This window comes from Terrabacter sp. Soil810, assembly GCF_001429645.1.
Taxonomy (GTDB): domain Bacteria; phylum Actinomycetota; class Actinomycetes; order Actinomycetales; family Dermatophilaceae; genus Terrabacter.
Window position 1 is genome coordinate 543,214 of sequence record NZ_LMSW01000011.1, and the last position, 21,841, is coordinate 565,054.

At 72.3% G+C, this 21,841-nt stretch carries 23 protein-coding genes and 1 pseudogene; 11 read left to right on the forward strand and 13 right to left on the reverse strand.

All coding sequences use genetic code 11. The features are described 5' to 3' along the window. Positions 1 to 670, reverse strand: a pseudogene (locus ASG96_RS24140) (aminotransferase class V-fold PLP-dependent enzyme); the annotation flags it as partial. A gap of 119 nt (positions 671 to 789) precedes the next feature. Next, positions 790 to 1,212 carry a hypothetical protein gene (locus ASG96_RS08430; RefSeq protein ID WP_057587721.1) on the reverse strand — a complete coding sequence of 141 codons (423 nt, stop codon included), beginning with the start codon at positions 1,210 to 1,212 and terminating at the stop codon, positions 790 to 792. Positions 1,213 to 1,343: 131 nt separating this feature from the next. On the opposite strand from ASG96_RS08430, the gene ASG96_RS08435 reads away from it, so the two are divergent. Both ASG96_RS08435 and ASG96_RS08440 read left to right on the forward strand, forming a co-directional pair. After that, a complete protein-coding gene (locus tag ASG96_RS08435; RefSeq protein ID WP_057587722.1) occupies positions 1,344 to 2,705 on the forward strand; it encodes a pitrilysin family protein in 1,362 nt (453 codons plus the stop codon). Further along, positions 2,702 to 4,090, forward strand: coding sequence for a pitrilysin family protein (locus ASG96_RS08440; RefSeq protein ID WP_057587723.1), 1,389 nt, complete (start codon positions 2,702 to 2,704; stop codon positions 4,088 to 4,090). The genes ASG96_RS08435 and ASG96_RS08440 overlap by 4 nt, the downstream gene beginning before the upstream one ends. A 78-nt stretch (positions 4,091 to 4,168) precedes the next feature. Here the strand turns inward: ASG96_RS08440 and ASG96_RS08445 are convergent, their stop codons facing one another. The 5 genes from ASG96_RS08445 to ASG96_RS08465 all read right to left on the reverse strand — a co-directional run bounded on the left by ASG96_RS08445 (position 4,169) and on the right by ASG96_RS08465 (position 8,617). Continuing rightward, complete coding sequence (locus tag ASG96_RS08445) at positions 4,169 to 4,750, reverse strand: GNAT family N-acetyltransferase (RefSeq protein WP_056753245.1); 582 nt, start codon at positions 4,748 to 4,750, stop codon at positions 4,169 to 4,171. A 43-nt stretch (positions 4,751 to 4,793) separates the two neighbouring features. Continuing rightward, positions 4,794 to 5,585: a histidinol-phosphatase gene (gene hisN / locus ASG96_RS08450; RefSeq protein WP_056753247.1), complete on the reverse strand. Its 792-nt coding sequence runs from the start codon at positions 5,583 to 5,585 to the stop codon at positions 4,794 to 4,796. Between the two features lie 65 nt (positions 5,586 to 5,650). Further along, the gene (rsgA, locus tag ASG96_RS08455; protein WP_057587724.1) at positions 5,651 to 6,694 is read right to left on the reverse strand and encodes a ribosome small subunit-dependent GTPase A; all 1,044 of its coding nucleotides are present in this window, start codon (positions 6,692 to 6,694) and stop codon (positions 5,651 to 5,653) included. Then, a complete protein-coding gene (gene aroA / locus ASG96_RS08460) occupies positions 6,691 to 8,085 on the reverse strand; it encodes a 3-phosphoshikimate 1-carboxyvinyltransferase (protein WP_082591694.1) in 1,395 nt (464 codons plus the stop codon). The genes rsgA and aroA overlap by 4 nt, the downstream gene beginning before the upstream one ends. A gap of 1 nt (position 8,086) precedes the next feature. Next, positions 8,087 to 8,617 carry a DoxX family protein gene (locus tag ASG96_RS08465; protein ID WP_057587725.1) on the reverse strand — a complete coding sequence of 177 codons (531 nt, stop codon included), beginning with the start codon at positions 8,615 to 8,617 and terminating at the stop codon, positions 8,087 to 8,089. Positions 8,618 to 8,810: 193 nt separating this feature from the next. On the opposite strand from ASG96_RS08465, the gene ASG96_RS08470 reads away from it, so the two are divergent. The 4 genes from ASG96_RS08470 (at position 8,811) to rsrA (ending at position 11,504) form a co-directional block, all read left to right on the forward strand. After that, positions 8,811 to 9,662: an SOS response-associated peptidase gene (locus ASG96_RS08470; protein ID WP_056753254.1), complete on the forward strand. Its 852-nt coding sequence runs from the start codon at positions 8,811 to 8,813 to the stop codon at positions 9,660 to 9,662. Next, a complete protein-coding gene (locus ASG96_RS08475) occupies positions 9,659 to 10,300 on the forward strand; it encodes an alpha/beta family hydrolase (RefSeq protein WP_057587726.1) in 642 nt (213 codons plus the stop codon). The genes ASG96_RS08470 and ASG96_RS08475 overlap by 4 nt, the downstream gene beginning before the upstream one ends. Before the next feature lie 113 nt (positions 10,301 to 10,413). Then, the gene (locus tag ASG96_RS08480) at positions 10,414 to 11,208 is read left to right on the forward strand and encodes a sigma-70 family RNA polymerase sigma factor (RefSeq protein WP_235509113.1); all 795 of its coding nucleotides are present in this window, start codon (positions 10,414 to 10,416) and stop codon (positions 11,206 to 11,208) included. Then, positions 11,205 to 11,504, forward strand: a complete 300-nt coding sequence (gene rsrA, locus ASG96_RS08485; RefSeq protein ID WP_056753262.1) for a mycothiol system anti-sigma-R factor — start codon at positions 11,205 to 11,207, stop codon at positions 11,502 to 11,504. The genes ASG96_RS08480 and rsrA overlap by 4 nt, the downstream gene beginning before the upstream one ends. 92 nt (positions 11,505 to 11,596) lie before the next feature. Here the strand turns inward: rsrA and ASG96_RS24630 are convergent, their stop codons facing one another. After that, positions 11,597 to 11,671: a 50S ribosomal protein bL37 gene (locus ASG96_RS24630; protein ID WP_369791897.1), complete on the reverse strand. Its 75-nt coding sequence runs from the start codon at positions 11,669 to 11,671 to the stop codon at positions 11,597 to 11,599. A 464-nt stretch (positions 11,672 to 12,135) separates the two neighbouring features. Here ASG96_RS24630 and ASG96_RS08490 point away from each other — a divergent pair, with 464 nt between their 5' ends. The 3 genes from ASG96_RS08490 to ASG96_RS08500 all read left to right on the forward strand — a co-directional run bounded on the left by ASG96_RS08490 (position 12,136) and on the right by ASG96_RS08500 (position 16,066). After that, positions 12,136 to 13,428 carry an HD-GYP domain-containing protein gene (locus ASG96_RS08490; protein WP_235506410.1) on the forward strand — a complete coding sequence of 431 codons (1,293 nt, stop codon included), beginning with the start codon at positions 12,136 to 12,138 and terminating at the stop codon, positions 13,426 to 13,428. After that, the gene (locus ASG96_RS08495; protein ID WP_235506411.1) at positions 13,425 to 14,720 is read left to right on the forward strand and encodes an HD-GYP domain-containing protein; all 1,296 of its coding nucleotides are present in this window, start codon (positions 13,425 to 13,427) and stop codon (positions 14,718 to 14,720) included. The genes ASG96_RS08490 and ASG96_RS08495 overlap by 4 nt, the downstream gene beginning before the upstream one ends. 173 nt (positions 14,721 to 14,893) lie before the next feature. After that, a complete protein-coding gene (locus ASG96_RS08500) occupies positions 14,894 to 16,066 on the forward strand; it encodes an NADP-dependent malic enzyme (RefSeq protein ID WP_057587728.1) in 1,173 nt (390 codons plus the stop codon). A 26-nt stretch (positions 16,067 to 16,092) separates the two neighbouring features. Here the strand turns inward: ASG96_RS08500 and ASG96_RS08505 are convergent, their stop codons facing one another. From ASG96_RS08505 to ASG96_RS08515, 3 genes are read right to left on the reverse strand one after another with little or no spacing between them, the layout of a single operon-like run. Next, on the reverse strand, positions 16,093 to 16,728 hold the full coding sequence (locus tag ASG96_RS08505) for an energy-coupling factor transporter transmembrane protein EcfT (RefSeq protein ID WP_082591695.1): 636 nt from the start codon (positions 16,726 to 16,728) through the stop codon (positions 16,093 to 16,095). Next, a complete protein-coding gene (locus ASG96_RS08510) occupies positions 16,725 to 17,435 on the reverse strand; it encodes an energy-coupling factor ABC transporter ATP-binding protein (protein ID WP_057587729.1) in 711 nt (236 codons plus the stop codon). Before ASG96_RS08510 ends, ASG96_RS08505 begins: the two co-directional genes overlap by 4 nt. Before the next feature lie 7 nt (positions 17,436 to 17,442). Further along, positions 17,443 to 18,171: a biotin transporter BioY gene (locus tag ASG96_RS08515; RefSeq protein WP_057587730.1), complete on the reverse strand. Its 729-nt coding sequence runs from the start codon at positions 18,169 to 18,171 to the stop codon at positions 17,443 to 17,445. Between the two features lie 52 nt (positions 18,172 to 18,223). Here ASG96_RS08515 and ASG96_RS08520 point away from each other — a divergent pair, with 52 nt between their 5' ends. Continuing rightward, complete coding sequence (locus ASG96_RS08520; RefSeq protein ID WP_057587731.1) at positions 18,224 to 19,195, forward strand: zinc-binding dehydrogenase; 972 nt, start codon at positions 18,224 to 18,226, stop codon at positions 19,193 to 19,195. A 28-nt stretch (positions 19,196 to 19,223) separates the two neighbouring features. Here ASG96_RS08520 and ASG96_RS08525 read toward each other — a convergent pair whose 3' ends face one another. Both ASG96_RS08525 and cofD read right to left on the reverse strand, forming a co-directional pair. Then, a complete protein-coding gene (locus ASG96_RS08525; protein ID WP_056753279.1) occupies positions 19,224 to 20,282 on the reverse strand; it encodes a coenzyme F420-0:L-glutamate ligase in 1,059 nt (352 codons plus the stop codon). Further along, entirely contained in the window at positions 20,279 to 21,283 is a 1,005-nt protein-coding gene (gene cofD / locus ASG96_RS08530) for a 2-phospho-L-lactate transferase (RefSeq protein ID WP_056753280.1), read from the reverse strand. Before cofD ends, ASG96_RS08525 begins: the two co-directional genes overlap by 4 nt. A 244-nt stretch (positions 21,284 to 21,527) precedes the next feature. On the opposite strand from cofD, the gene ASG96_RS08535 reads away from it, so the two are divergent. Beyond that, positions 21,528 to 21,794: a WhiB family transcriptional regulator gene (locus tag ASG96_RS08535; protein ID WP_020143018.1), complete on the forward strand. Its 267-nt coding sequence runs from the start codon at positions 21,528 to 21,530 to the stop codon at positions 21,792 to 21,794. Positions 21,795 to 21,841 lie beyond the last annotated feature (47 nt).

Below are 21,841 nucleotides of genomic sequence, written 5' to 3' on the forward strand. Positions count from 1 at the left end.
GCTCGTGGAGCAGGGAGGAGATCGCGTCGGTGTCGGTGACGATCCCGGTGACGTTGCTCGCGGCCGAGAAGGACCCGATGAGCAGGGGGCGGTCGGCGTGCTCGACGAGGCCCCGGCGCAGCACCTCGATGTCGACGTGCCCGTCGAGGTCCTGCGGGATGACGACGACGTCGGCGACGCACTCGCGCCACATCACCTCGTTGGAGTGGTGCTCGTAGGGTCCGATGAAGATGACGGGACGCTGGTCGGCAGGCACGAGATCGCTGGCGTGCCAACGGTCCTCGAAGTTCGACGGGATGCGGAGGCCGAGGATGCCGACGAGCTTGTCGATGGCCCCGGTGCAGCCCGAGCCGGCGAAGACGACGACCGTCTCGTCGTCGCCGCCCACGGCGTCGCGGATGGTGCGGCGGGCGTCCTCGCGAAGCCGCGTCGTCTGCAGGCCCGTGCCCGAGCTCTCGGTGTGGGTGTTGGCGTAGCGGGGGAGGACCTCGTCGCGGATGAAGTCCTCGATGAAGGTGAGTCCACGACCCGAGGCGGTGTAGTCGGCGTAGGTGACGCGGCGCGGGCCGTAGGGCCCGTGCATCACCTGGTCCTCACCGATCACGCTCGCACGGATCGTGGCCAGCAGGTCGTTCTCCGGAGCTCCACCCATGCCCGAAGCATACCGCATAGTGATGCTAGTTCAAAAGAGCATAACCAGGCGTTACCTGATGCATGCGCCACATGCGACGACGGGGCGCCCGGCGCTGGCCGGACGCCCCGTCGTCAGCGGTGCAGCAGGCGGGTCGGCTACTTGGGGTCCGCGACGCAGATGATGGTCCCGGCGCCGCCGTCCGAGGTCGCGCTCGTGAAGGCGTTCGCGGCACCGTGCTTCGAGCAGAGGGCGAGGGCGGACGTCTCATCGGTGGGGGCGTTCTTCTCGACGAACGTGACCGAGCCCAAGGACGTCGAGTCACCGCAGTCGACCTTCTTGAAGTCGTCGGTCCCGACCGACGCGATGCACTCGCCGGTCTTGATGCCGTGGGTGCCGTCGTCAGCGGTGAAGGCCCGGAACAGGAAGAACACGAGGATGGCGAGGAGGAATCCGCCGAAGCGCTTGAGCCCGGACAGGCGACCCGGCGTGGTCGGGGCCGACTGGGCCGACTGGGCCGGCTGGGCCGGCTGGCCCACCGGCTCGGGCGACGCGGCTTCGGGAACGGGGTGGTCGGACATCGGGGTGGCTGCTCCTGACGGACGTGGACGACGGTGTGCCGAGTGTGGCCCCCGCATTGTGCACGTCCACGGCGCGACCGTGTGCGTTCGTGGCTCGTCATCCTGCCCGCCGCTTCGCATAAGGTCGAGCCGTGACAGCGATCTCCTACCCGCTCGCGGAGCACACGCTCGCCAACGGCCTGCGCGTCATCGTCAGCGAGGACCACACGGTGCCCAACGTCGCGGTGAACCTCTGGGTCGGTGTCGGCTCCCGACACGAGGCTCCCGGACGCACCGGCTTCGCCCACCTCTTCGAGCACCTCATGTTCCAGGGCAGCCGCAACGTCGCCTCGGGCGAGCACTTCTCGGCCCTGATGGACGAGGGCGCCCGCCTCAACGCGACGACGTGGTTCGACCGCACGAACTACTTCGAGACGGTGCCGACCGGCGCCCTCGAGCTCGCCCTGTGGCTCGAGGCCGACCGGCACGGGCACCTGCTCGAGGCCGTGACCCAGGAGAACCTCGACAACCAGCGCGACGTCGTCAAGGAGGAGAAGCGCCAGCGCTACGACAACGTGCCCTACGGCTCGGCGCTCATCGACATCTACGCCACCGCGTTCCCGGAGGACCACCCGTACCACCACCCGACGATCGGGTCGATGGAGGACCTCGACGCAGCGACGCTCGAGGACGTCCATGCCTTCTTCCGCGCGCACTACGGGCCCAACAACACCGTGCTCACCCTCGTCGGCGACGTGACACCCGAGGATGGCTTCGCGGCCGCCGAGACGTACTTCGGCCGGCTCCCGGCCATCGAGCTCGAGGCCAGGGAGCGGCACCCGCAGCTGCCACCGCTGTCCGAGCCGGTGCGTCTCGACCGCGTCGGTGACGTCCCGAACGACCGCATCTACGTCTCCTTCCGGCTCCCGGTCGACACGACGCCCGACTACCTCGCCTGCCAGGTCGCGGTCGACGTCCTGGGTGGCCTGGCGAGCTCGCGCCTCGTGCGCCGGCTCGTGCGCACCGACGAGACGGCCGTCGCCGTGGGCGGCTGGACCATGGGCCTCGTGGACGGTGTCGGGCTCGGCACCATCACCGTCGACGTGTCCGCCGGCGCCGACGTCGAGCAGGTCGAGGCCGCGGTGTGCGAGGAGATCCGACGCTTCATCGACGAGGGACCGGACGCCGCCGAGCTCGAGTCGGTCATCGCCGACACCGAACGCTCGTGGCTGAGCGCACTCGCGAGCATCGAGGAGCGAGCCGACCACATCAGCCACCATGCCCTGCTCACGGGCGACCCGGCCTACGTCAACACCTTCGTCGACCGCATCCGAGCCGTGACCGCCGAGCAGGCCCGGGCGGCCGCCGCCGCGTGGCTCGACCCCGCCTCGCGGGCGGTCGTGCGCTACCTCGCCGACACGAGCAAGGACGCCGACCAGCCCGACGACGCCGACGACACCGACCGCACCGACCGCACCGACCGCACCGACAAGGACTCGGAGGAGGCCGCATGACCGCCGTCGCCCGCCCCTCCGTCGCCCCGCCCGAGCCCTGGGACTTCCCCGAGGCCAGCACGCACGACCTGCCCAACGGCCTGCGCCTGATCACCTACGACGTCCCCGGCCAGTACGTCGTCTCGGTGCGCCTCGGCCTGCCCGTGTCGCTCCGTGACGAGCCGCGCGAGCGCGAGGGCGTGGCCTCGGTCATGTCCCGCACCCTCGACGAGGGCACCGCCCAGCACACCGCCGAGGAGTTCGCCCGGCTCCTCGAGCGCAAGGGCGTCAGCTTCGGTGCGGGGATGGCCGACGCCGGTCTGTCCCTCGACCTCGACGTCGTCAAGGGCAACCTCGAGCCCGCCCTCGACCTGCTCCGGCAGATCCTCACCGAGCCCGCCTTTCCCCAGACAGAGGTCGCCCGTCAGGTGCGCACGCGCCTCGCCGAGATCGAGCAGGAGCGCTCGGTGGCCGCGCACCGCGCCGGGCTCGAGTTCGTCCGCACGTTCTACGCACCCGACGACCGCTCGTCCCGGCCCACGGGTGGCACGCCCGAGACCGTCTCGTCGATCACCCGGGAGGACGTGGTGGCCTTCCACGGCGAGCACGTCGTCGCGGCCGGAGGGACCGTCGTCGTCGCCGGGGACCTCGAGGGGCTGGACGTGCCGGCGCTCGTCGAGTCGGCCCTCGGCGGATGGTCCCGCGGCCCCCGCGACCGGGAGCGCTACCTCCAGCACGCCGCCGCCCTCGCCCCTGACCGCGGGCGCATCGTGCTCGTCTCGCGCCCGGGCTCGGTGCAGACCGAGTTCGTCATCGGCGCCCCCGGGCCTGACCGTTCCGTCGAGGGTGGATGGGCTCCCTACCCGGTGCTCGGCTTCGTCCTCGGCGGCTCGCCGAACGCGCGCATCGACGCGGTCCTGCGCGAGGAGAAGGGCTACACCTACGGCATCCGGTCGAGCTTCCGCCCCCGCCGTCGCGGTGGCGTCTTCCTCACGTCCGGATCGGTCCGAGCCGACTCGACCGCTGAGTCTCTGCGGCTCCTCGTCGAGATCCTCGAGAGTGGCCGGAACGGATTCAGCGACAAGGAGATCCGCTCCGGCGTCGACTTCATCTCCAAGACCGCGCCGGGCCGCTACGCCACGGCCGACACCATCGCCGACGAGGCGGTGGGCATGGCGCTCGACGGACGTACCACGGCTTTCACGACCGACAACCTCCGCGACCTCGCCGCGGTCGACCGCGGCAGGGTCGAGGCGGCATACGGCCGGTTCGCCGAGGGCGCGGGCATCGGGACGGGCCGCCCGGGGGCCGGGTGGACGATCGTCGTGGTCGGCGACGTCGACGCGCACCTCGAGGACATCCGGGCGCTCGACCTCGGCGAGGTCACCGTCGTCACGGACGCCTGACCCCGTACCCCGCTCGAGTCGAGGTGAGACCGGCACCCGCGTGCCGCTCGACCTCACCCCACCGAACGCCGCGTTCGGTCAGGGGAGCGGGGGAACGGGGCGCTCCATGACGTAGTCGTCCTCGTAGACGCCGCCGACGAGGAAGCGCTTGGTGCCGACCCGCTCGAAGCCGCTCTTGGCGTAGAACCGCTGCGCGCGCTCGTTCTGCTGGTTCACGCCCAGCCACACGCCGGCGGCACCGGTCTCGCTCGCCCAGTCCAGGGACCGGGCCATGAGCAGGGCCGCGGCCCCGGTGCCGTGCGCCTCCGGAAGGACGTAGATCTTCGACAGCTCGACCGTCGGCCGGAGTCGGATCGCAGCCCGGACGTCGCCGTCCTGCGGGTCGCCGGCGACGAGCATGGCGTAGCCGAGCGCGGTCCCGTCGCTCTCGGCCAGGAGGACGTGCCGGCCGGTGTCGGCGACGTAGCCGGCGAACCGGTCGCGCGAGAGCACCTCGTCGACGAAGGCGTCGACCCGCTCCCGCGTCATCGAGGGCGGGCACGCGAGCTCGAAGGTCGCCGCCGCGACCGTGGCCAGCGCCGGCACGTCCGTGGCACCGGCGGAGCGGACCGTGGCGACGGGGGGTGAGACCTCGGACTGCCGGGTGGGTTCGGTGCTCATGCCGAAAGGCTATGCCGGGCAGCGCAGCCCGCCCAGCGCGGTCTCAGGCCGGTGGCATCCCGATGCGCGACAGGACCTCGTCGTGGAGCAGGCCGTTGGTCGCCAGGGCGTTGCCGCTCCAGCAGCCGTCCTTGCCGTCGAGGCCGGTGAACCGGCCGCCGGCCTCCTGCACGATCGCGACGAGGGCAGCCATGTCGTGGACCGCCAGCTCGGGCTCGGCGGCGATGTCGGCGGCGCCCTCGGCGACGAGCATGTAGGACCAGAAGTCGCCGTACGCGCGGGTGCGCCAGCAGTCGTCCATGAGGTCGAGGAAGTCGTCGCGGCGGCCGCGCACGCGCCACCCGGCCAGCGAGGAGTACGACAGCGACGCGTCGCCGAGCCGGCCGACCTGCGAGACCGAGATGCGTCGGGCGGACGACAGGGAGCGACCGCTCCAGGCTCCCGACCCGGTCGCGGCCCACCAGCGGCGCTGCAGGGCGGGCGCGGCGACGAGACCGAGCACCGGCACGTTGTCGACGACGAGGCCGATGAGCGTGGCCCACACGGGCACGCCGCGGACGAAGTTCTTCGTGCCGTCGATCGGGTCGATGATCCACCGCCGTGGACCGTGCCCGGTCGTGTCGAACTCCTCGCCCTCGACGGCGTCACGGGGTCGGGTGCGCTTGAGCTGGTGGCGCACGAGCTCCTCCGCGGCGCGGTCGGCGTCGGTGACCGGCGTGAGGTCCGGCTTGCTCTCGACGACCAGGTCGGCGGCGCGGAAGCGTGCCATCGTCACCCTCTCGACGGCATCCGCGAGGACATGGGCCAGACGAAGGTCGTCGTCGTAGGAGGTCACCGGCTCAACCTAGCGGCAACGGTCCGAGCAGGGGCGGTGAGCCCGACGACGTATGCCGCTGCGGCTCAGTGCTCCTCGGTGCTCCGGCTGCTGAGCAGGCGACGCAGCGACTCGAGCCGCGACGCGCCGGCAGGTCCGGCGTGGCCCTCGGCGACCCACGCGTCGAGCGCGCACTCCTCCTCGTCGTGCGTGCAGCCGCGGGGGCAGCCGTCGGTGCCCGCGGCGAGGTCGGGGAAGTGGTCGATGATGTGGTCGACGTCGATGTGGGCGAGCCCGAACGACCGGATGCCCGGCGTGTCGATGACCCAGCCGTCGTCGGAGCCGTCGACTCCGTGCAGGCGCAGTGCCACGGCATTCGTCGAGGTGTGACGCCCGCGTCCCGTCGTGTCGTTGACGACGCCGGTGGCGCGCAGCGCGCCGGGGACGAGACCGTTGACGAGGGTGCTCTTGCCGACGCCGGAGTGGCCGACGAGCACGGAGACCTTGCCGGACAGCTTGGCGCGGAGGTGGTCGAGGCCGGAGAAGTCGCCGTCCTTCCACGAGGTGACGACGTGCTCGACCTCGAGCGGGGTGTAGTTCGCCAGGAACTGGGCCGGATCGACGAGGTCGGCCTTCGTCAGTGCGAGCAGGGGCTCGAGGTCGGCGTCGTAGGCCGCGACGAGACAGCGGTCGACCATGCGTGGCCGTGGCTCGGGATCGGCCAGCGCCGTGACGATGACGAGCTGGTCGGCGTTGGCGACGATGATGCGTTCGAACGGGTCGGTGTCGTCGGCCGTGCGGCGCAGCACCGACCGCCGCTCCTCGATGCGCACGATGCGGGCCAGGGCGTCCGGCCCGCCGGCGAGGTCGCCGACGAGCGCGACGTCGTCACCGACGACGACGCGGGTGCGGCCGATGTCGCGGGCCTTCATGGCCGTGACGATGCGCTCCGGCTCCTTCTTGCCCAGGGCTCCCTTGGGGATGAGGCACGTGTAGCGGCCACGGTCGACGCCGATGACCATGGCGACGACGGCATCGGCGTGGGCCGGGCGTTCCTTGGTGCGAGGCCGGGACCCCTTGCGGCTGGGACGGACCCGGATGTCTCCCTCGTCGAGGTCCCGCCAGCTCATCGCGAGAGCACCACCGGGCCGGAGCCGTCGAGCATGCCCTGCCACAGCCCGACGAAGTCGGGGAGCGTCTTGCGGGTCGTGCCGATGTCCTCGACGTGCACGCCCGGCACGCGCAGGCCGATGATCGCGCCCGCGGTGGCCATCCGATGGTCGTGGTAGCTGCGGAAACGCCCACCGTGCAAGGGTGCCGGCGAGATGCGCAGCCCGTCGTCGGTCTCGGTGACCCTGGACCCGACCCGGCCGAGCTCGGCGGTGAGGGCCGCAAGACGGTCGGTCTCGTGACCCCGGATGTGGGCCACGCCGCGGATCCACGTCGGTGTCGACGCGAGCGCCGCGAGCGCCGCCACGGTGGGGGTCAGCTCGGCCGCGTCGTGCAGGTCGATGTCGATGCCGACGAGCTCGCCGCTGCCGACGACGGTGAGCCCCGAGCGGTCGAGGCGCACGTCGGCGCCCATCGTGTCGAGGATCTCGCGGAGGAGGTCGCCGGCCTGGGTCGTGTGCTGCGGCCAGCCGGGTACCCGCACGGTGCCACCGACGACGAGCGCGGCCGCGACGAAGGGTCCGGCGTTGGACAGGTCGGGCTCGACGGACACGTCGAGGGCGTTGATCTCGGACGGCTCGACGCGCCAGGTGTTGGGCTCGCTGTCGTCGACGATCGCTCCCGCGTCGCGCAGCGTCTCGACCGTCATGAGGATGTGCGGCTCGCTCGGCACCGGCTTGCCGTCGTGGTGCACCGTGACGCCCTCGTCGTAGCGCGCGCCGGCGAGGAGGAGTGCCGAGATGAACTGCGACGAGGCGGACGCGTCCATCGTCACCGACCCGCCCGGCACGCGTCCGCGTCCGTTGACCGTGACCGGCAGGCGTCCCTCGTCGTCCTCGACGTCGACCCCGAGGGCGCGCAGCGCGTCGGTGACCGGCGCCATCGGGCGCACCCGCGCCTGCGGGTCGCCGTCGACCCGGACCGGCCCGTCGGCGAGTGCAGCCACGGCGGGCAGGAAGCGCATCACCGTCCCGGCGAGGCCGCAGTCGACCGTCACGTCACCACTCAGCTTCTCGGGCGGTGTCACCACCCAGTCGGGGACCGCGCCCGCCGCGGACTCGCCCTCGGGCGCCACGTCGTCGATGCGTACGCCCAGCGCGCGCAGCGCATCGGCCATGAGCAGCGTGTCGCGCGAGCGGAGCGGGGCCCGCAGCCGCGAACGGTCGCTCGCCAGCGCGGCGAGCACGAGGTAGCGGTTGGTCAGGGACTTGCTGCCGGGCAGGACGACCGTGGCGTCGAGCGGTCCGGGTGCGAGCGGTGCGGCCCAGTCCGGCTCCGCGGTCAGGGTGCCGCCGTCGGGGACACCGTCCGTCTCGGACGTCGGGTGGGGCGATGGATCAGCGGGACTCAACTCAGCTCACGACGTCCTGGGCTCGATGGGCGAGCAGGCGCGCCTCACGCTTGGCGGCCCGCTGGGCGTGACGGGCCTCGCGGCGCGTCGTCTTCGTGGCGTGCTGGGCGCGCCAGGCCAGGCCGGGCTTGCCCTCGGTGTCGACGGCCGCGAGGAGCAGGCCCCCGAGCAGACCGACGTTCTTGAGGAAGAGGCTGCGGCTCTGCGCCTTGCGCGTGGGATCGGTCTCCTCCCAGAACGCGTGCTCGATGGCCGTGGTCGGCACGATCGACGCCGCGAGCACCGTCGAGGCGAGGCGCGGCAGACGACCGGTCGCGAGCAGCACGCCACCGCCGACGAGGGCGGCACCGTTGATCCGGACGAAGAGGTCGGGGTCCTTCGCGGCGACGTCGGCCCCCGGAACCTGGCCGGGCACCTTCTGGAGCAGGTGGGCGGCCTGGTCGGTGCGCGCAGCCGGGTGGCGGAGGGCCTCGACACCTGCTGCGACGAAGACGGATGCGAGCAGCGGACGGGCGAGACGACGGACGATCATGCGTTTTTCCTCCTCTGGCCGCGACCCGCCGGAACGCGTCGTGGCCATCGTGGACCTGTGGGCACCTACGGTATCGACATACCCGCGGCGCGGGACGTGCTGCCCACGCCCGTCCTCAGGGTCGTCGTGAGCGCCACGGACGCGTAGGCCGTCGCGATCCCTGTCGTCGGCCACCCGGCATACGCTGTGGCGCATGTGCGGGAGGTATGCCGCGAGCGCGCGGCCGGACGAGCTCATCGAGGCCTTTGACGTCGACGAGGACCACACCGACGAGCCCGCGCGCAGCGTGCTCAAGAACCCCCAGAGCCCGCCGGCGGGCGAGCCCGACTGGAACATGGCCCCGTCCAAGCAGGCCCCGGTGGTCCTCACCCGACGGCCGCGTGGCGACGACCCCGACGACCCCGACGGGCCCGTCGTCCCGGCACGACAGCTCCGGATGCTCACGTGGGGCCTCGTGCCCGCCTGGTCGAAGGACGTCACGACGGGACTGCGCATGACCAACGCCCGCGCCGAGTCGGTGCTCGGCAAGGGCGCCTTCGCCAAGGCGGCGCTCTCGCGCCGGTGCATCGTGCCGGCCGACGGCTGGTACGAGTGGCAGGTCTCGCCGACGGCCGTCGATGCCAAGGGCAAGCCGCGCAAGCAGCCCTTCTTCATCCACCGCGCCGACGGGGCCCCTGTCGCCTTTGCCGGGCTGTACGAGTTCTGGCGCGACCGCGAGCTGCCGGACGGCGACCCGGCGGCCTGGCTGACGACCTTCACGATCATCACGACCGCGGCCGACCCCGGCATGGACCGCATCCACGACCGGCAGCCCCTCGTCCTCGAGCCGACCCAGTGGGAGCACTGGCTCGACCCCGACGAGAAGGACCCTGCCTACGTGCAGAGCGTCCTCGACTTCTCCGAGCCCGGACGTTTCGAGGCGCACCCGGTGAGCCGCGCCGTGGGCGCCACGCGCAACAACGGGCCCGCCCTCGTCGAGCCCGTCCCCGCGTCCGAGCTCGAGGGCGTCGTCGACCCGATGACCGGTGAGGTGGTCGGCGCGTGAGCGCCCCGATCCGCGAGACGGTCCGCGATATCGAGACTCCCGGCGGCCCGGGGCGCGCCCACGTCCAGCGGCCGTCCCGCCCGCGCGGCACCGTCGTCCTCGGCCACGGGGCCGGAGGAGGGCTGGGCGCGATCGACCTCGCCATCGCCCGAGAGGTCCTCGTCGGCGCGGGGTGGGCCGTCGTGCTGGTCGAGCAGCCCTGGCTCGTCGCGGGTCGCCGCGTGGCCGGGCGTCCGCCCACCCTCGACGTCGCATGGGTCCCGATCGTCGAGGCGCTCGTGACGGGCCGCGGCCGCCTGCCGCGGCCGCTCGTCGTCGGGGGACGCAGTGCCGGTGCGCGGGTGGCGTGCCGCACGGCGGGGCCGCTCGAGGCCGACGCGGGGCTCCTGCTCAGCTTCCCGCTCCACCTGCCGGGCCAGCCCGAGAAGCTGCGCGCCCACGAGCTCGCTCTCGCGCCCGACCCCTCGTGGGTCGTGCAGGGCACCAACGACACGTTCGGCACGCCGGACGAGGTGCGCCCGCACCTGCCGGAGGGGGCGACCCTCATCGAGGTGCCCGGCGCGCACAGCTTCCCCAAGGGGGCGCGGAGTGCCCTGACCGAGGCCCTCACGTCGATCGCGGGAATGCTCCCCGGCTAGGTGTCGTTGCACGGAGCATGGTCACCTGCCCCACCCGTGAGCCCGAGAGCGTGACGACCGTGCCGGTCGAGCGCGGTCGGGTGCCGCAGCCCACCGGTCTAGGCTGGGAGGCGATGGCAAAGGACAAGAAGACCGATCCGAGCGCCGCCCTGCGGCTCCCGGACCCGAGCACCGACACGACCGCGACGAGCCGGGCGAGCGCGGCGGCGCCCGCGCCGAGCCTGGCGCCCGACCCCGACGACGTCGCCCGCGCGGACGCGACCGTCGACGTCGCGAGCGAGAGCGAGCACGAGCGTCGAGCGCGCTTCGAGCGCGAGGCGATGCCGCTGCTCGACCAGCTCTACAGCGCCGCCCTGCGCACGACCCGCAACCCGAGCGACGCGGAGGACCTCGTCCAGGAGACGTTCGCCAAGGCGTACGCGGCCTTCCACCAGTACAAGCCGGGCACCAACCTCAAGGCGTGGATGTACCGCATCCTCACCAACACCTACATCAACAGCTACCGCAAGAAGCAGCGCCAGCCGCTCGAGTCCGACTCGGCCGAGATCGAGGACTACCAGCTGGCGCGGGCCGAGTCGCACACCTCGGTCGGCCTGCGCTCCGCCGAGGCGGAGGCGCTCGACCACCTCCCCGACAGCGACGTGAAGCGCGCGCTGCAGGCGATCCCCGAGGAGTTCCGCCTCGCGGTCTACTTCGCCGACGTCGAGGGCTACGCCTACAAGGAGATCGCCGAGATCATGGACACGCCCATCGGCACCGTCATGAGCCGCCTGCACCGCGGTCGCCGCCAGCTGCGCGAGCTCCTCTCGGAGTATGCCGCCGACCGCGGTTTCGCCGCTGCCGGCTCGACCGATGGCGCCGGGATCGGTGCGGGGATGGCCGCTGGCACGGAAGGAAGCCGGTCATGAACGACCACACGACGGGTGGAACAGGTGCATCGGACAGCGCCATGACGCGTACCGACTGCTCCGAGGCGTTGCTGCGGGTCTACGAGTACCTCGACGGGGAGCTGGGACCCGACGAGTGCGCCAAGATCCAGGCACACCTCGACGAGTGCGGCCCCTGCCTGAAGGAGTACGACCTCGACACCACGCTGAAGTCGCTCATCAAGCGGTCGTGCGAGTGCGAGCAGGCGCCCGAGGCCCTGCGACTGACGATCATGTCGCGCATCTCGATGACCGTCATCCAGGTCGACCGCGGCTGAGGCCACCGGCCCGGACGCCACGACCGTCGGCCGCCGGACACGACGAAGGCCCGCCCCGAGCTGCTCGGGTGCGGGCCTCTGACGTCTGCGGCTCAGGCGTTGGGCTTGCGGCCGTGGTTGGCGGCGTTGCCCTTGCGGGAGCGGCGCTTGCGGGCGCGCTTGCTCATCGTCGGCTCCTAATGGGTCGTACAGTGGTCTCGGGCCCCGGTGCGGGACACGAAGCCACGATTCTTCCACATCGCGCGTGTGCCGCCCAATCTGGTCGCAGGGATCCTCTGGAAACCTTAAAATCTTCGTATAGATCCGGCATGTATACGTCGGATCTGCTTCCGTGCGCCCGCATGCGCACGGCATCCTGAGCATCGAGGGAAACCTCAGTTGTTCTGTGCTGCCGCAGCAACGCCCCTCCATGGCGCACGCATCCGGAACATCCACACATGAAGGAGCCCCCCATGTACGCCGCCCTCCTGTCGGCACTTGCGTCCAACGACTTCGCCACGCAGGCGATCATGTCGCTCAGCAGCATCTGGGGCTGGGGCGGCTGAGCGACGGACTATCGGCGGCGCCGCGGACGCACTGCGTCCGTGGCGCCGTTCGCACTACCGTGAACGATGTGAGCAAGGTCCCCATCGTGAGCAGTCGATCCCGGTGGTTGCCCGCGTACCTCGCCCTGGTCGTCATCACGTCGATCGCCACCGGTGTGGCGTCCTGGCTGTTGCTGCCCCGACCCGAGCTCGGACCGCTCCTGCTGCTGTGCCTCATGGGCATCCTGAGCTTCCAGATCCGCGAGCCCGACGTCGGACTGCGCATCAGCTTCTCGTTTCTCTCGATCATCCTGCTGGCCTCCGCCGCCATCGTGGGCACGTTCGGTGCCTGGTTGGTGGGCAGCGTCTCGATGCTCATCGACAGGCGACAGCGACGATGGACCGCGACGATGTTCAACGCCGCCATGAGCGGGATCGTCGGGGCGGCCGGAGCCCTGGTCTACGCGATGCTCGGCGGCGTCGAGGGGAGCGGGACGGTCGGCATGAGCACGGCAGAGCTCGCCCGAGCCCTCGGGTGGCCGCTCCTCGCCGCTGACGTGGTGGCGTGCCTGCTGAACGCCGCCCTGCTGTCCGGTGTCATCCACTTCGACCAGGGCATCCCCTTCGGCGTCCAGCTCCGACGGGTGCTGAGTGGGTCCGGGGTGGCCTTCGTGGGCTACGGGATCATCGGGCTGCTCTTCGTCATCCTCTGGTTCCCGGCCGGGCTCGGCCCGTTCAGCGCGCTCCTGGTCCTCGCTCCTCTGCTCGCGGCCAGGTGGGCCTTCATCCAGTACGGCGAGGAGCTGCGCTCGCACGAACGGACCATCGACACCCTCGTCACCGCCCTCGGGACCAAGGAGCCGGCCGCCGTGGACCGGAGCCGGCGAGCCGCGGTCCTCGCAGAGTGGATCGCCGAGGAGCTCGGCCTCCCGCCCGGCCAGATCGGCACGGTGCGCTACGCGGCGACCCTGCACGAGATCGGTCACCTGGGTGTCGCCACACGGCTCCTGCGCCGGTCACCGGCCTCGTTGAGCCCCACCGAGCGGCGCGTCATCGACGGCCACTGCGTCGTCGGGGCCCGGATGATCGAGGGCATCGACTTCCTCGAGGACGCGAGGTCGGGCATCCGTCACCAGCACGAGCGTTTCGACGGAGGCGGTCGACCCGACGGCCGCGCGGGCCATGACATCCCCATCGCCGCGCGCATCGTCGCCGTCACGTCCGCGATCGACGACGCCGGTCGCGCCCCCGATGCGGCACCCCTGCTGTCCGTCGCCGACGTCGCCCGCCGACTGCGGTCCGACGCGGGTCGCTTCGACCCCGACGTCGTCTCGGCCGCCATCGTCTCCCTGGACAAGCACGGATGGCCGGCGTCCTCGCCGGCCGAGGTGGCGTCGTGAACGGCGCGTTGCGCCGGGAGCCGGTGGCCGCCGTCTTCGGGCTCCTGGGCCTGCTCGCCTCGGTCTTCGTCGCGATCCGGAGCGGCGACGTCCCCTCCCTCCACGACTCCGGGACGATCTGGGTCGTCGCGGTCTTCGCCGTCACGATCGTGCTCGGCGAGTGGTTCCACATCTCGGCGCCCGGCTTCCGCGGTGCGGCGCCCATCGCGATGGCAGCCGCCTTCGGACTGGCCCTCACCACGGAGCTCCCGGGCCGGGTGCACGTCCCCTACGGCGCCCCGTTCGCGCTCGCGGTGACGGCGACGGCGATGGCGCTCGGGACGACGGTGCGCGTCGCGGCCCGTCGCGACACGAGCCTCGTCGACGCGGGCGGGCGCTTCGTGGCCATCGTCGTGGCGGCGCTCGTCTACCGGGTGGCGGTGCTAGGCCAGAGCCCGGGTTCGCCCCTCCGCGAGGCGGTGGCTGAACCGTGGGAGCAAGCAGTCCTGCTCCTCGGGATCTGCCTGCTGGCCCTCGTGACCGACGCGCTCTTCACGTCCGTCGTGCGCGGCCTGTCGGCCCGAGCCAACGTCCGTCGGACGTTCGTCGAGGAGTTCCGATCGTCGTTCGCGCTGTCCATCGCGGTCGCGGTGACGGGTGTCCTCATCGCGCTCGCCGCCCCACCCCTCGGCATCGCGGCCCTGCCGCTCTTCCTCATCCCGCTCGTCCTCACGCTCTTCGCCTTCCGTCGCTACGTCAGCATCCGCGCCACCTACCTCCAGAGCATCCGGACGCTCTCACGCCTCACCGACGCGGCCGGCTACACCCCGTCCGGCCACTCCGAGCGCGTGGCCGCGCTGTCGGTGCAGGTGGGGCGCGAGCTGGGGCTGTCGGAGCGCGAGCTGCTCGACCTCGAGTACGCCGCGCTGCTCCACGACATCGGACAGGTGGCCCTCGTCGAGCCGATCCCCGGTGGCGCCACGGTGCTCGCGGCGCCCGCCGACCAGCGGCGCATCGAGGCCGACACGGTCGCCATCGTGCGCGAGACCGGAGTCTTCGAGGGGGTCGCACAGATCCTCGAGCACCAGACGACGCCCTACCGTCAGGTGCGCGAGCTGGGCGAGGAGATCCCACTGTCGAGCCGCATCGTCAAGGTCGTCAACGCCTACGAGGACCTCACGGCGGGAGCCCGCAGCGCCCGCGCCCGCGAGGCCGCCGTCGAGCGGATCTACCTCGGCCTCGGCTACGAGTACGACCCCCGCGTCGTCGACGCGCTCCTCAAGTCGCTCGACGCCGCGCCCGCCGGAGCCTGAGAGAGCCGTCACACCCCGACCGGGGGCCTTGGGCCGGTCGGTGCCGTCGTGCCATGATGACGACTTCGGGCAACCCCCGTCGCGAGAACGAAACCCGCAGGCCAGACCCCCGGCACTGTCCACCAGTGAGGGCGCCTGCCCTCTTCGTCTCCATGCGAACGAGGTGTTCCAGCATGAGTGCGTTGCCCACCAGCCAGCTCTTCGACCCCAGCGACCCGGTCTTCCGGGTCCACGTGGGCGGGAAGCTCGGGGTACACGCCACGTCGGACCTGCGCGACGCGGCCGACCTCTCCCTCCTCTACACGCCGGGTGTCGCGCAGGTCTCGCGCGCCATCGCAGCCGACCCCACGCTCGCCGCGGTCTACACGAGCCGACGCAACACCGTCGCCGTCGTCAGCGACGGCACGGCGGTCCTCGGGCTCGGGGACGTCGGACCCCTGGCCGCGATGCCCGTCATGGAAGGCAAGGCGGTGCTCTTCAAGCACTTCGCCGACGTCGACGCGGTCCCGGTGTGCATGGAGACGGGCACCGTCGAGGAGATCGTGGACGCGGTCGCGCGGATCGCCCCGACCTACGGCGGCATCAACCTCGAGGACATCTCGGCGCCGCGGTGCTTCGAGATCGAGCGACGCCTCCAGGCCCGTCTCGACATCCCCGTCTTCCACGACGATCAGCACGGCACGGCCATCGTGGCCCTGGCCGCGCTGCTCAACGCGGTCCGGGTCGTCGACAAGGACCTCGACGACCTCACCGTCGTCGTCTCGGGAGCGGGTGCCGCGGGTGTGGCCGTGAGCCGCATCCTCGTGTCGGCCGGCGTGGGCGACGTCGTCGTCGTCGACTCCCGAGGCGTGCTCGGGCCCGACCGCGACGACCTCGTCGCCCACAAGCAGCAGCTCCGGGACGTGACCAACCGGCGCGGCGTGAACGGCGACATCGGTGACGCGCTCACGGGGGCCGACGTCCTCATCGGCGTCTCCGGGGGCACGGTCGCCGAGCGCGACCTCATGAGGATGGCGCCACGCGCGATCATCTTCGCGCTCGCCAACCCCGACCCGGAGGTGCACCCTGTCGTGGCCGCACGGTTCGCCGAGGTGGTCGCGACCGGCCGCTCCGACTTCCCGAACCAGATCAACAACGTGCTCGCCTTCCCGGGGATCTTCCGCGGCGCGCTCGACTCCGGGGCTCGTCGGATCACCGAGGAGATGAAGCTGGCAGCGGCGCACGCCATCGCCGGACTCGTCGACGCGCCCACGGCCGACCGGATCGTGCCGAGCGTGTTCGACGATCGCGTGGCGCCCGCCGTCGCCGACGCCGTTTCCGCCCGGGCCCTCGGGGGAGTGCGCTAGTCCGACCGGTCGACGCTCGCGGTGCCTCAGGCGCCGGGAGCGTCGTCGTCCGCGGGGTCGGTGAGTCCTCGGGCCGCCAGCGCCTCACCGGTCGAGCGGGCGAAGGCGACGACGTGCACGACGGTCGGCACCACGACGGCTCGTGGGTCCCGGTCGAGCCCTCGGGCGCGCGCCGACTCGCGGACGCTGGAGAACGACCCGGCGACCCAGGGCACGGAGCGCACGACGACGCCGAGGGTGAGCGCCACGACCTCGGGGTCGACGAGGCGACGCAGCGGCCGGGCCGCCCGCACCACGCCGTCGAGCAGGTCGGTCACCGGAGTCGTCGCCGTGAGGATGCCGGCCGCGACGAAGGCGTTGACGATGCCGAGGACGACCCGGACGGCATACGCGAGGTCGTGGGACCACCACTGGAAGGCCAGCAGCACGACGAGCACCGGCAGGAGGCCGCGCATCGACCGCGCGAGGCGGCGGGCCGGAAGGCGCGCCGCCAGCGCGACCCCTGCGAGCGCGAGCGTCATCAGCGCCAGCGGCCACACGGACTGCGTGACCCAGGGCATCACGCCGACACCGAGAACGCCGACCAGCTTGAGCCACAAGGGCATTTGGTGCACGACCGAGCTGCCGGGAACGTGGGCGGTGAACAGGCCCGGACCGTTCACGGCGCGTCGGCCAGTGCCACGTAGTGCTGCACCGCCGTCGCCGGATCGCCGTCGAAGACGACGCGTCCGGCGTCGACGACGAGCGACCGGTCTGCGGCGAGGGCCAGGTCGAGGTCGTGGGTCGCGACGACGACGGACTGGGGCAGCGAGTCGAGCAGGGCGCGGAGGCGGATGGTGTTGCGCCGGTCGAGGAGGGTCGTCGGCTCGTCGAGGACGAGCAGCCCCGGCTCCGTCGCCAGGACGACCGCGAGGGCCATGAGCTGGCGCTCGCCGCCCGACAGGTCGTAGACGCTCTGGTCGGCGAGGTGGGCCAGCCCGAAGCGGTCGAGCACCTGCTCGGCGGCGGTCCTGCGCTCGCTCCGTGACCGGTGCAGCCGTCGCAGGGACAGCTCGACGTCCTCACGGCCGGTCGGCATGACGAGCTGCGAGATCGGGTCGGTGAACGCGAAGGCCACGCGGCGGCGCACCCGCGCCCCGTGGCGCACGGTGTCGAGGCCGTCGACCGTGACCGTGCCCGCCGTCGGGGTGACGAGACCGTTGAGCAGCCTGAGCAGGGTCGACTTGCCCGACCCGTTGGCGCCGATGACCGTCACCCTGGGCTGCGTCAGGACGAGGTCGACGGGCCCGAGGATGGTGCGCGTCCGGTGCCCCGGTGAGTCGTCGGTGGGGACCGTGACCGTCGCGCCGTCGAGGCGGACCTCCGTCACGGACGGGTCACGCGAGCGGGCGGCGCAGGCGGCGCGGGCGCGCGAGGACGTCCGGGAAGGCGCGGTGCACCGCGACCGCTGCGACGACGGCCACGACGTCCTTGGCCAGGTCGCCCGGGAGGAAGGGCAGGTCGGCGCTGATCGCGGCCGACAGCGGCAGCCTGAGGTTGACCATGAGCCCCACGACGCCGAGGACGTGGACGACCGCCACGGTCGTGGCGAAGGAGGCGACGAGCAGCAGGGGGACCCACAGGGACCGGCTGGTGGCTCGGACCACGATCCGAGCCGCCATGCCGACGACCGCGGCCGCGACGAGGAACGACACGAGGTAGCCGGCGGTCGGTCCGCTCAGCACCTGCAGTCCGGACTGGCCGCGGCTGAAGACCGGCAGCCCGACGAAGCCCAGCAGCAGGTAGAGCAGCACGGCGAGCCCGCCGCGCAGCGGTCCGAGCACGAGCCCGGTGAGCATCACGGCGAGGGTCTGGAGGGTGACCGGCACGCCGAACCCGCCGACGGGGATGCCGGGCACGACCGCGGCCGCGACGAGGAGCGCCGTGAAGACGGCGACGAGGGCGACCGACTGCGCGTCGACGCCCCGGCGTCCGACACCGGCGACAGCGTCCCTCTCGCCGGCCGCCGTGGCGGTGGTGCGCTCTCGCGTCGCCGTTGCCGTTGCCGTCGCCGTCGCGGTCAGCGCGTCCTGGGGCTCGCGGCGCACGGGGGTGTTGTCGGTCACGGGCAGGACCCTACCGGGGCGCCGCTCGACCTCCGGTCACTATGGTGCTGGAATGCTCGCTGCCTACGCCGCCGGTCAGTCCGCCTCCGACCCGCTCTCCGGCCTCGTCGTCGGGGAGCGTCCCGACCCGGAGGTCAGGCCCGGCTGGACCGTCGTCGACCTGCGCGCCGCCGCGCTCAACCACCACGACGTGTGGTCCCTGCGCGGGGTGGGTCTCGCGCCGGACCGGCTGCCCATGGTCCTCGGCTGCGACGGTGCCGGCGTCGACCCCGACGGCAACGAGGTCATCGTCCACGCCGTCATCCCGTCGGAGGGGTGGCGCGGGGACGAGACCCTCGACCCGCGGCGCACACTCCTGTCCGAGCTGCACGACGGGACGCTCGCCGAGAAGGTGCTCGTGCCGGCCGGCAACGTCGTGCCCAAGCCCGAGTCGATGGCGTGGGAGACGGCCGCGTGCCTCTCGACGGCGTGGCTCACGGCCTACCGCATGCTCTTCACCAACTCCGGCGTGCAGCCGGGCGGCACGGTGCTCGTGCAGGGCGCCGGCGGCGGCGTCGCCACCGCGCTCATCCAGCTCGGCTCGGCCGCGGGCTACCGGATGTGGGCCACGTCGCGCGACGAGGCCCGTGGCCGGCGGGCCCTGGAGATCGGGGCAGACCGCGTCTTCGCCTCGGGCGAGCGCCTGCCCGACCGCGTCGACGCGGTCATGGAGACGGTCGGCGCCGCCACGTGGTCGCACTCGGTCAACTCCCTCCGTCCCGGAGGCACGGTCGTCATCTCCGGTGCGACGTCGGGCGACGCCCCCGCCAAGGCCGAGCTGACGAAGATCTTCTTCAAGCAGCTGCGCGTCGTCGGCTCGACGATGGGCACCCGCGAGGAGCTCGCCCAGCTGGCCCGCCTCGTCGAGCAGCGCGGCATCGAGCCGGTGGTCGACTCGGTCCTGCCGCTCGCCGAGGCGCGCGACGCCTTCGCCCGGATGGTCGACGGCGACGTCTTCGGCAAGGTCGTCTTCACGGTCGGCTGAGGCACCCGGCCTGAGCCGTCCCGACGGCTCAGGCCGGGTGCGTGCCCGAGACGTGGACGACCACCGAGAGCCCGTCGGGTGACGGGGGTGCGACGTCGGCGACCAGCCACTCGCACCACAGCGCGGCGCGCAGCCGGGTGACGAGCTGCCCGAGCTCGTAGGGGCTGTCGGCCCCGAGAGTGACGGAGAGACGCCCGACGTCGGCGGTGCCCGACTCGACGCCGTGCATCGCCGCGCGGACCGCGCGCGAGACCGCCTCGAGGCGGGTGTCTGCGCCCGCGGGGGCCACGCCGACCGCCACGGCCGCGGGGGTGCCCGGCTCGATCCCCAGCGCGGCGCGTACGGCCTCGACCCGGCCGTAGCCGAACCAGTCGCCGGGCCCGGTCCGCACGAGGTCGCGCCCTCGCGGATGGGACTCGAGGGGCTCGTCGACGAGGATCCCGGACAGGCCGCGCAGGACCGCGGCGGGGACGGCGGACACCTTGCCCTTGGCGAGGTCGGCCGCTGCCGCGATCTCGTCGGCGACGGCGCGGGTCGTCACCTCGAGCGGCTTGCCGTCGGCGTCGCTGCCGCCACGCAGGTCGTCGAGGACACGTAGGCCGTGGGCCCCGAGCGCGAAGTCGACCTGGCCGACGCGCCAGGCGCGCCCGGCCGTGTCGCTCAGCACGACGCCGACCCGGACCCCGTGCCGCTCGACGAGGGCGTCGTGGACCTGCTCGCAGACGCCGTCGGGGTCGTGGGGGAGGAGCAGCCAGCCACCGCGGGCCCCGGTGTTGGAGCCGTCGACGCCGGCCGCGGCCATGATCGGGCCGGCCTTCGCGCGGACGATCTGCGTCACGCGGTCGCCGACGGAGCGCTCGGCGACGACGTACTCGGTCTCGCCGCGCACGACGCGGTCCTTGTCGGGGTCGTGCGTCACGAGGCCGAGCGCCTTGCTCGCGATCTTGCTCGAGACGACGACGACGTCGCCGTCGAGCAGGCGCACGCCCGCGTGGTCGAGTCCGACCTGCAGCACGTCGGCGAGGTCGTCCCCCTCGCACACCTCGGGTATGCCGGTGAGCGGGGTGATCGTGATCGGTGCGGTCACGCCGGTGCCCGCTCGGCGCGCAGCCGCAGGCCGAGGTCGAGCGCGGCGCCGGCCATGTCGGCGGCCGCCTCGACCGAGCTCATGAGCAGCGGGCGGCGCACGACCTCGAGGCCGCGGCGCTCCGGCATGGGGTCGTCCTCGTCGACGAGCCAGCCGTCGAGGAAGTCCGCGTAGAGCCCGGCGACGCCGGCGCTCGACTCCTCGACGCCGATGGTGCGCAGGCACACGTCGGCGTGGCCGCGCACGGGACGGCCCCCGACGAGCGGGGAGACCCCGACGACGGGCGCCCGGGTACCGCGCAGGGCGTCGCGGACCCCCGGGACCCCGAGGATGATGCCGATCGAGACGACGGGGTTGCTCGGCGGCAGGATGACGACGTCGGCCTCGCGGATCGCGTCGAGGACGCCCGGCGCCGGCGTGGCGCGGTCGAGACCGGCCACGACGAAGCGGTCGGCCGCCAGCTCGGCGCGGTGGCGCACCCACCACTCCTGGAAGTGGATCGCGCGCTGCTCGCCGTCCTGCTCGACGACGACGTGGGTCTCCACCGGGGTGTCGGTCATCGGCAGGAGGCGGACCCCGAGCTCACCGAGCCCCCAGCGGGCGGAGAGGCGGTCGACGACCGCGCTCAGCGGCATACCCTGGCCGAGCAACTGTGAGCGGTAGACGTGGGTGCCGAAGTCCTTGTCGCCGAGCGTGAACCACTGCGGCTCGGCGCCGAGGGCGGCGAGCTCCGCGGCGAGGTGGTGCGACTCGTCGGCGCGTCCCCAGCCCTGGCCCTCGTGGATGCCGCCGCCGAGCGTGTAGAGCAGCGTGTCGATGTCCGGGCACACGCGCAGCCCGAAGAGCGTGATGTCGTCGCCGGTGTTGCCGATGACGGTGAGCTCGAGCGGATCCGTGGGATCGGAATCGGGGACCAGCGGGTAGGTCAGTCGGGCGTGGTGGAGCAGGCCCCGGAGGAACCGGGCGCCGCCGACTCCTCCGGCCAGGGCGGTGATGCGCATGCGCCGATCCTCTCAGCAGGCTGTCCCCGTCACGTCGTTCGGGGTCGGCCCCGGCATTTCGAACCTGCGAATATCACCAACGGGCTTGACGTGGGGCATATGACACGCATGTAATTTCATTGTTGTATTCGGTCGGGGTTGGATCACTGGGATGAATGGACGTATTTGTCCAGAACCTCCGGAGAACGGTGCCGCTCGGTGCGACAGTGCTGACACAAAGTGCAGTCAGGGTCGAGGAGGGGTCATGCACGAGTTGATGGTGGTTTGGTCGGACACGGGCGAGCAGGAGGGTGAGCTCTCCTGGCAGGAGCGTTCGCTCTGCGCCCAGACCGACCCGGAGGCGTTCTTCCCCGAGAAGGGCGGCTCCACGCGCGAGGCCAAGAAGGTCTGCGTGGGTTGCGAGGTGCGGTCCGAGTGCCTCGAGTACGCCCTGTCCAATGACGAGAGATTCGGCATCTGGGGCGGACTGTCCGAGCGAGAGCGCCGCAAGCTGAAGAAGCGCGCGGTCTGATCGTGAGGTTCCACCCCGGCACCTCGCAGGTGTCCGGGTGCAGGTAG